Origin of the sequence: Streptomyces angustmyceticus (assembly GCF_040701845.1) — a bacterium.
Taxonomy (GTDB): domain Bacteria; phylum Actinomycetota; class Actinomycetes; order Streptomycetales; family Streptomycetaceae; genus Streptomyces; species Streptomyces angustmyceticus_A.
The window spans coordinates 5,711-14,473 of record NZ_JBFBHQ010000048.1 but is presented as its reverse complement, the minus strand read 5'-3'; the positions used below and the strand labels follow the sequence as shown (position 1 = coordinate 14,473).

The 8,763-nt window shown below is 71.7% G+C and carries 8 protein-coding genes; 3 read left to right on the top strand and 5 right to left on the bottom strand.

Annotated elements, in window-relative coordinates; translation table 11 throughout:
• Positions 1-338: 338 nt before the first annotated feature.
• The 4 genes from AB0411_RS37455 to AB0411_RS37440 form a co-directional block, all read right to left on the bottom strand.
• A complete protein-coding gene (locus AB0411_RS37455; protein WP_260639313.1) occupies positions 339-1,466 on the bottom strand; it encodes a GuaB3 family IMP dehydrogenase-related protein in 1,128 nt (375 codons plus the stop codon).
• Between the two features lie 157 nt (positions 1,467-1,623).
• Entirely contained in the window at positions 1,624-3,126 is a 1,503-nt protein-coding gene (guaB, locus tag AB0411_RS37450) for an IMP dehydrogenase (protein WP_260639314.1), read from the bottom strand.
• A 139-nt stretch (positions 3,127-3,265) separates the two neighbouring features.
• Positions 3,266-3,841 (bottom strand): sigma-70 family RNA polymerase sigma factor, encoded by a 576-nt coding sequence (locus AB0411_RS37445; protein WP_043264857.1) that lies wholly within the window; start codon positions 3,839-3,841, stop codon positions 3,266-3,268.
• 279 nt (positions 3,842-4,120) lie between these two features.
• On the bottom strand, positions 4,121-4,732 hold the full coding sequence (locus AB0411_RS37440) for a response regulator transcription factor (RefSeq protein WP_003948568.1): 612 nt from the start codon (positions 4,730-4,732) through the stop codon (positions 4,121-4,123).
• Positions 4,733-5,111: 379 nt separating this feature from the next.
• Between AB0411_RS37440 and AB0411_RS37435 the strand changes: the two genes are divergently transcribed.
• Positions 5,112-5,444: a WhiB family transcriptional regulator gene (locus tag AB0411_RS37435; RefSeq protein ID WP_086716391.1), complete on the top strand. Its 333-nt coding sequence runs from the start codon at positions 5,112-5,114 to the stop codon at positions 5,442-5,444.
• A 285-nt stretch (positions 5,445-5,729) separates the two neighbouring features.
• Here AB0411_RS37435 and AB0411_RS37430 read toward each other — a convergent pair whose 3' ends face one another.
• Positions 5,730-6,641, bottom strand: coding sequence for a LysR family transcriptional regulator (locus tag AB0411_RS37430; protein ID WP_159481460.1), 912 nt, complete (start codon positions 6,639-6,641; stop codon positions 5,730-5,732).
• A gap of 159 nt (positions 6,642-6,800) precedes the next feature.
• Here AB0411_RS37430 and AB0411_RS37425 point away from each other — a divergent pair, with 159 nt between their 5' ends.
• Both AB0411_RS37425 and AB0411_RS37420 read left to right on the top strand, forming a co-directional pair.
• Complete coding sequence (locus tag AB0411_RS37425; protein ID WP_366421697.1) at positions 6,801-7,466, top strand: MOSC domain-containing protein; 666 nt, start codon at positions 6,801-6,803, stop codon at positions 7,464-7,466.
• Positions 7,467-7,665: 199 nt separating this feature from the next.
• Positions 7,666-8,439: an SDR family NAD(P)-dependent oxidoreductase gene (locus AB0411_RS37420; protein WP_366421696.1), complete on the top strand. Its 774-nt coding sequence runs from the start codon at positions 7,666-7,668 to the stop codon at positions 8,437-8,439.
• The last annotated feature ends 324 nt before the right edge of the window (positions 8,440-8,763 follow it).

Below are 8,763 nucleotides of genomic sequence, written 5' to 3'. Positions count from 1 at the left end.
CCCCGCCCGGTCGGGGTGTGGGTTCTCAAACCCCAGTAGCCGGGCCCGCACCGTGGTGCGGGCCCGGCTACTGCTTTTTTGTTTTCTCCTGCTCCCCACCGGGGTGGTGCCCACAACGGACGGGAGGGGGCGGGGCCGGAGGGGTGGGTGTGTGGACGTAAAGCGAAGCAGTCCACACACCCACCCCGGAGGCACCGAACCCGGCACCCACCACAAACCCGGGACCCCACCCCACACAACCCACCCCGCCGAAGGCGGGCACCCGCCGAAGGCGAAACAACAGACAGGCCACGGCGGGGCCACCCGACAACGCGGGAAGCCACCGCCACGGGCGGAACCTAGCGGTTGTCGTGCTGGGACGGCGCGACCGTCACCTCGACCCGCTGGAACTCCTTCAGTTCCGAGTACCCGGTGGTCGCCATCGCCCGGCGCAGCGCGCCGAAGAAGTTCATGGAGCCGTCAGGGACGGTGGACGGCCCCAACAGCACCTCCTCGGTCGTGCCGACCGCCCCGAGGTCCATCCGCTTGCCGCGCGGCACGTCCTCGTGGACCGCCTCCATGCCCCAGTGGTGGCCGCGCCCGGGCGCGTCCGTGGCGCGGGCGAGCGGGGAGCCCATCATCACGGCGTCGGCGCCGCAGGCGATCGCCTTGGGGAGGTCACCGGACCAGCCCACACCGCCGTCGGCGATGACGTGGACGTAGCGGCCGCCGGACTCGTCCATGTAGTCGCGGCGGGCGGCGGCGACGTCGGCGACCGCGGTCGCCATCGGGACCTGGATGCCGAGGACGTTGCGCGTGGTGTGCGCGGCGCCGCCGCCGAAGCCGACCAGCACACCGGCCGCGCCGGTCCGCATCAGGTGCAGCGCGGCGGTGTACGTGGCGCAGCCGCCGACGATGACCGGGACGTCCAGCTCGTAGATGAACTGCTTGAGGTTCAGCGGCTCGGCCGCGGAGGAGACGTGCTCGGCGGAGACGGTGGTCCCGCGGATCACGAAGATGTCGACGCCGGCGTCGACGACGGCCTTGGAGAACTGCGCGGTGCGCTGCGGCGAGAGCGCGGCGGCGGTCACCACGCCCGCGTCCCGCACCTCCTTGATCCGCTGCCCGATCAGCTCTTCCTTGATCGGCGCGGCGTAGATCTCCTGGAGCCGCTTGGTGGCGGTGGCGCCGTCCAGCTCCGCGATCTCGGCGAGCAGCGGCTCCGGGTCCTCGTAACGGGTCCAGAGCCCTTCCAGGTTGAGGACGCCCAGGCCGCCCAGCTCACCGATGCGGATGGCGGTCTGCGGGGAGACCACCGAGTCCATGGGAGCGGCCAGGAACGGCAGCTCGAAGCGGTAGGCGTCGATCTGCCAGGCGATCGAGACCTCCTTCGGGTCGCGGGTGCGGCGACTGGGTACGACGGCGATGTCGTCGAATGCGTATGCCCGGCGGCCGCGCTTGCCGCGCCCGATCTCGATCTCAGTCACGTGTGTGGCCTTTCCCTCTACGTCTGCGCTTCCAGTATCCCCGACACACCGAAGCCCGCGGCCGGGGTGCGGCCGCGGGCTTCACGGTAGGGCCGTGCTAGCGCCGTGTGCAGTGACGCGCCTTGGTGGTCATCCGATCCCCTTGGGCCGGGGGACCTCAGCGTCCCGAGTAGTTGGGCGCCTCGGTCGTCATCTGGATGTCGTGCGGGTGGCTCTCCTTGAGGCCCGCGGAGGTGATGCGGACGAAGCTGCCCTTCTCCTTGAGCTCGGGGATGTCGGCGGAGCCGACGTAGCCCATGGAGGCGCGCAGGCCGCCGACGAGCTGGTGGGCGACCGAGGCGAGCGGACCGCGGTAGGGCACCTGGCCCTCGATGCCCTCGGGCACCAGCTTGTCCTCGGACAGCACGTTGTCCTGGAAGTAGCGGTCCTTGGAGAAGGACCGGGCCTGGCCGCGGGACTGCATCGCGCCCAGCGAGCCCATGCCGCGGTACGACTTGAACTGCTTGCCGTTGATGAAGACCATCTCGCCGGGCGACTCCTCGCAGCCGGCCAGCAGCGAGCCCAGCATCACGGTGTCCGCGCCGGCCGCGATGGCCTTGGCGATGTCGCCGGAGAACTGCAGGCCGCCGTCGCCGATCAGCGGGACGCCCGCGGCGTTCGCGGCCTGCGCCGCCTCGTAGATCGCGGTGACCTGCGGCACGCCGACGCCGGCGACGACGCGGGTGGTGCAGATGGAGCCGGGGCCGACCCCGACCTTGATGCCGTCCGCGCCCGCGTCGATCAGCGCCTGGGCGCCGTCGCGGGTGGCGACGTTGCCGCCGACGACATCGACGTTGATGTTGGACTTGACCTTGGCGATCATGTCGAGGATGCCGCGGCTGTGGCCGTGCGCGCTGTCGATGACGAGGAAGTCGGCACCGGCCTCGACCAGCGCCTGCGCCCGGTCGTACGACGCGTCGCCCACACCCACCGCCGCACCGACGACCAGCCGGCCCTCGGCGTCCTTGGCGGCGTTCGGGTACTTCTCGGCCTTGACGAAGTCCTTGACCGTGATCAGGCCCTTGAGCACGCCGGCCTCGTCGACCAGCGGAAGCTTCTCGATCTTGTGGCGGCGCAGCAGCTCGATGGCGTCCTCGCCGGAGATGCCGACCTTGCCGGTGACCAGCGGCATCGGCGTCATGACCTCGCGGACCTGGCGGCTGCGGTCCATCTCGAAGGCCATGTCGCGGTTGGTGACGATGCCCAGCAGCTTGCCCGCGGCGTCGGTGACCGGCACCCCGCTGATGCGGAACTTGGCACACAGCGCGTCGGCGTCGGCGAGCGAGGCGTCGGGACGCACCGTGATCGGGTCGGTGACCATGCCGGACTCGGAGCGCTTGACCAGGTCGACCTGGTTGGCCTGGTCCTCGATGGACAGGTTGCGATGCAGTACGCCCGCGCCGCCCTGCCGGGCCATGGCGATGGCCATCCGGGCCTCGGTGACCTTGTCCATCGCCGCGGACAGCAGCGGGATGTTCACCGCGACGTTGCGCGAGACCCGGGAGGCGGTGCTCACCGCGTTGGGCAGCACCTCCGACGCGCCGGGCAGCAGCAGCACGTCGTCGTACGTCAGCCCGAGCATGGCGAATTTGGCGGGCATACCGTCGACGTTGTCACTCATGACACCTTCCCCAATGCTCTTGCCTCAGCGCGGACTCCCATGCTAACGGCCTAAGGAAGTGTCCCAATCCACGAGCGATGAGGGCCTCGTCACTTGTGTATTTCTACGGCGATATTCCGCCGTGGGCAGCGGGAATCTGCTACTGCTCGGCGAGCGCCCGCAGCCTGCTCAGCGCCCGGTGCTGGGCGACCCGCACCGCGCCGGGCGACATCCCCAGCATCTGCCCGGTCTCCTCGGCGGTCAGCCCGACGGCCACCCGCAGCAGGACCAGCTCGCGCTGGTTCTCCGGAAGATTCGCCAGCAGCTTCTTGGCCCACTCGGCGTCGCTGCTCAGCAGCGCCCGCTCCTCGGGGCCGAGGGAGTCGTCCGGCTGCTCGGGCATCTCGTCGGACGGCACGGCCGTGCTGCCCGGATGCCGCATCGCGGCGCGCTGCAGGTCGGCGACCTTGTGGCCGGCGATGGCGAAGACGAACGCCTCGAAGGGTTTGCCGGTGTCGCGGTAGCGCGGCAGCGCGCAGAGCACCGCGACACACACCTCCTGCGCCAGGTCCTCGACGAAGTGCCGGGCATCACCCGGCAGCCTCGACAGCCGGGTGCGGCAGTAGCGCAGCGCGAGGGGATGCACATGGGCCAGGAGATCGTGGGTGGCCCGCTGGTCACCCTCGACAGCACGCGCGACGAGAGCGCCGATTTCCTGCTTCCCGTCATCACGCATCGGACCATGGTGCCTTGGCGCCGCACGATCCGCGGCATCAGGTCCGTACTTGTGCACTGAAGCGTTATGCGCGGCAGGTGCGCCGGCTGTCATCTCCTGCGCCCTCCCCTCGTGCCCGACCGACCCGTCCCCGAGGAACCTCATACCTCAAGGATGCGGCACCGCGCGGCGAATCGGACCGCCGGCGGACGCGACGGCCTGCGGGGCACCTCACTGCCCCGCCCGCCGCAGGGCGGGCGGGGATCTTCGCTCCCCCGCATCGCTGCACGTCACAACGCCTTAACGGACCAGTCCCCAGCGGAAGCCCAGGGCCACCGCATGCGCCCGGTCGGAGGCGCCGAGTTTCTTGAAGAGGCGCCGCGCGTGCGTCTTGACCGTGTCCTCCGAGAGGAACAGCTCACGGCCGATCTCGGCGTTGGAACGGCCGTGACTCATGCCCTCCAGCACCTGGATCTCGCGCGCGGTCAGTGTCGGCGCGGCACCCATCTCGGCGGACCGCAGCCGGCGCGGGGCGAGCCGCCACGTCGGGTCGGCGAGCGCCTGGGTCACCGTCGCCCGCAGCTCGGCGCGCGAGGCGTCCTTGTGCAGATAGCCCCGGGCCCCGGCGGCGACCGCGAGCGCGACACCGTCGAGGTCCTCGGCCACCGTGAGCATGATGATCCGGGCGCCGGGGTCGGCGGACAGCAGCCGGCGCACGGTCTCGACACCGCCGAGACCGGGCATCCGTACGTCCATCAGAATCAGATCCGAGCGATCGGCACCCCAGCGGCGGAGGACTTCCTCGCCGTTGGCCGCGGTCGTCACACGCTCGACGCCGGGCACGGTCGCAACCGCCCGACGGAGCGCCTCTCGGGCAAGCGGGGAGTCGTCGCAGACGAGGACGGATGTCATGACCGCCCTCCGCAGCTGATGCGCGTCACCTTGAGCCTCCAGGCTGGTACGTATCGTCACCTGTGCGATTGGCGGCCTCGGACATCTGCCCGACGACTACCTCTGCCAACCGCCTCCGCACTCTCAACGACGGTCACTCGAAAGAGTTACGGCTTCGGCGACCGAGTTCAGCACGCTCCGTGAGGAGCCGGATACGCAGACGACTCATCGGGCGACCGGCATCCGCGCGTGCACCCTATGCCCTATTTGGCTCTCTTTCTTCCATTTTCATGGTGACTATGACTAGATTCGCAATGAGTCATATTTACATCTACTTCGACAGTAGATGTACCGTCGTGAGCACCGAGCCCGCATCAGCACCGCTTCGAGGGGACAAGCAATGGCAGATTTCTCCCGCCTTCCGGGCCCGAACGCGGATCTCTGGGACTGGCAGCTGCTCGCCGCCTGCCGCGGCGTGGACAGCTCCCTCTTCTTCCATCCCGAGGGTGAGCGCGGAGCGGCCCGCAGCGCGCGTGAGACATCGGCGAAGGAGGTGTGCATGCGCTGCCCGGTACGGGCCGAGTGCGCGGCGCATGCACTGGCCGTCCGTGAGCCCTACGGGGTGTGGGGCGGCCTGACGGAGGACGAGCGCGAGGAGCTCATGGGCCGGGCCCGCCACCGGCTGATCCCCGCCTCCTCCATGACCGGTTCCGCGGGCGTCTCCGGCGCCTGAATCTTCAGGAGCGCACCGCCCCTGAAGAAACGTTCCTGCATGGCCGCACGGTGTCGGCCGGCAGGGTGGGCGGGGAAATTGCGGCCGTGCGGGCGGCAGCGGCTCGGTGCGGCGTGGGCTCGGGGGCGGGCTCGGACAGGGGCGGGTTCGGTGCGGCCCGGCTCCCGGGGCAGGCGGGGCGTCTTCTCGCGTCCCCTCGGCGTGCCGGGCTCGGTGCGGCCCGGCTCCCGGGGCGGACGGGCGTCCCCTCGTGTCCCCTCGCCGCGTGCGCCCGCGCGCCTCGGCTCAGCGCCCCGCGGCGTCCGCCAGCCGGTCGAGGGTCGCCTCGACCGCGGGGACCTGTGCGAGGTCCGGCAGCGTGAGGGCGACGATCTCCCGGTGGACGGCGGGCTCCATCCGTATGGCCGTGGCCCCCTTGGGGCGTACCGACTCCAGGGTGAGCTCCGGCAGCGCGGCGACTCCCAGGCCCGCGCCGACCAGGCCGATCACCGCCGGATAGTCGTCGGTCGCGAAGTCGATGCGCGGGGTGAAGCCCGCGCTCTCGCAGACCTCCACGAGGTGCCTGCGGCAGCGGGGGCAGCCCGCGATCCAGGCCTCGTCGGCCAGCTCGGCGAACTGCGCGGTGCCCGCCTTCGCCAGCCGGTGGCCGTCCGGGACCAGGCCCACCAGCCGGTCCGCCAGGATCGGGCGGACCACCAGGTCGTCCCACTCCGCTCCGGCCGCCGGGTCCGCGCCGCGCACCTCCGGATAGCGGAAGGCCAGCGCGATCTCGCAGTCGCCGTTGCGCAGCATCTCGATGGAGCGCGGCGGCTCGGCCTCGACCAGCGAGACCCGGGTGCCGGGGTGGGCCGCACGCATCTTCGCCAGGGCGGTCGGCACCAGCGTCGAGCTGCCGGAGGGAAAGGAGACCAGCCGCACCCGTCCCGCGCGCAGGCCGGCGATGGCCGCGATCTCCTCCTCGGCGGCGGTGAGCCCGGCCAGGATGCCGACGGCGTGCCGTACGAGCGCCTCACCCGCCTGGGTCAGCCGCATCTCGCGGCCCGCGCGGACCAGCAGCGGGGTGCCGGCGGACTGTTCCAGTGCCTTCATCTGCTGGCTGACGGCCGGCTGGGTGCAGCCCAGCTCGCGTGCGGCGGCGGAGAACGAGCCGGTCCTGGCGACGGCGCGCAGCACACGGAGATGACGGGCCTCGATCATGGTTCAAGCATAAGCGGTTCTTGGGTTGAACGGGAAAAAACGAGTCCATGCTTTTGGGTGGGTTGGCTAGCGTGGAGGGGGATCGCGGGCATGCGTGAGTCGGGGCGCCCCGACGGGCTCTTCCCTGGACCATGCCGATCGAGCAGGACGGAGCACCGCATGAAGCTGCTGACCGTGAACCTGGGGCGGCCCGGCCCGTCCGAGCACACCGATGCCGAGGGCGGCACGGGCATCGACAAGCGGCCCGTGGACGGCCCGGTGACGGTGACCGCCCCCGGACCGCACGGCACCGCGGGCAGCGGGCTGGCCGGTGACGCGGTGGTCGACCTGCGCCACCACGGCGGCGACGACCAGGCCGTCTACGCCTACGCGCGCGAGGACCTGGACGCGTGGCAGCGGGAGCTGGACCGTGAGCTGCCCAACGGCTGCTTCGGGGAGAACCTCACCACCTCGGGCGTCGAGGTCACCGGCGCCCTCATCGGCGAACGCTGGCGGGTCGGCCCGCGGCTGCTGCTGGAGGTCACCGGACCGCGCACCCCCTGCCGCACGTTCCGCGGGTGGATCGGCGAGCACGGCTGGATCAAGCGGTTCACTCAGGCCGCGGTGCCCGGCGCGTATCTCCGGGTGATCGAGGCGGGCGAGATCCGTGCGGGGGACGCCGTCGAGGTGGTGCACCGCCCGGATCACGAGGTGACCATCGGGCTGACGTTCCAGGCCCTGACCACCCGGCGGGAGCTGCTGCCCCGGCTGCTGGAGGCGGGCGAGGCGCTCCACGGGGAGGCCCGGCGCAAGGCGCTGAAGTACGCGGCGCGGCAGGAGGGTTGAGCCGCCGGGCCCGCGCGGGCCGGATCGGGAGGCCGGAGGGGCGGCCCCGCGGGAGCCGGGCGGCGACGGGCCCTGCGGGCAGGCGGCGGCGGGCCCCGCGCCCCGGTTGCCCGACGGCCGGACGGAGGTCGTCCGCGGGCGGCCGCGCCGCCGGGGGGAGGCGCGCGGGCGTCGTGCCCCGGGCGGATAGCGTGCCCGTATGACGACTGCATTGATCACGGGAGCGACGGCGGGCATCGGGGCGGCGTTCGCCCGGCGGCTCGCGAGTGACGGCCACAGCGTGGTGCTGGTCGCGCGCGACGAGAAGCGGCTGCACGCGCAGGCCACCGAGTTGCACGACCGGCACGGCATCGAGGCCGAGGTGCTGAGCGCCGATCTGGCCACCGAGGAGGGCATCGCCGCGGTCGAGGCGCGGCTCTCGGACACCAAGCACCCGGTGGACCTGCTGGTGAACAACGCCGGGTTCGGCAACAAGGGCGAATACCTCGAAGTCCCGATGGCCGACGAGCTGACGATGCTGAAGGTGCACTGCGAGGCGGTGCTGCGGCTGACCACGGCCGGGGTGCGCGGGATGCGGGACCGCCGGCGGGGCGCGGTGGTCAATGTGGCCTCGGTGGCGGCGTTCGTGCCACGCGGCACCTACGGCGCGAGCAAGGCGTGGGTCGTGCAGTTCACCCAGGGCGCCGCGCGGGACCTGGCGGGCAGCGGCGTGCGGCTGATGGCGCTGTGCCCGGGGTTCGTACGGACCGAGTTCCACGAGCGGGCCGGGATGGGCACGGACAACATCCCCGGCTGGATGTGGCTGGACGCGGACAAGCTGGTCGACGCCGCGATGAAGGATCTGACGCGGGGGAAGTCCCTCTCCATTCCGGACCCGCGGTACAAGGCCCTCATGGGCGCCGTGAAGCTGGCGCCCCGTGGGGTGCTGGGCGGCATGACGTCCCGTACGGGCCGCAAGTACGGGCCGCGCTGACGTGCGGAGCTGACGTGTGGTGACATCCCGCGGCGCCGGGAGGGGGTGGCGCCGTAGGGGTGCGCCGATCCGCTTCGGCTCCCGGGGGTGCGCGGGGCGGGGCCGGGCACGGCTTCCCCTGGAGCGGTGGACGGCGACCGGGCGACGGCATCTTCCATGGCGGCCGACGGCACGTCGGCCGCCACAGGGGCGAGGCATCGGAAGCGCGGCTCCCCAGGCATCGGATGCCCCGTTCACGGGAAGACCCGTTCACGGGAAGACCCGTTCACGGGAAGACCCGTTCACGGGAAGACCCGTTCACGGGAAGACCCGTTCACGGGAAGA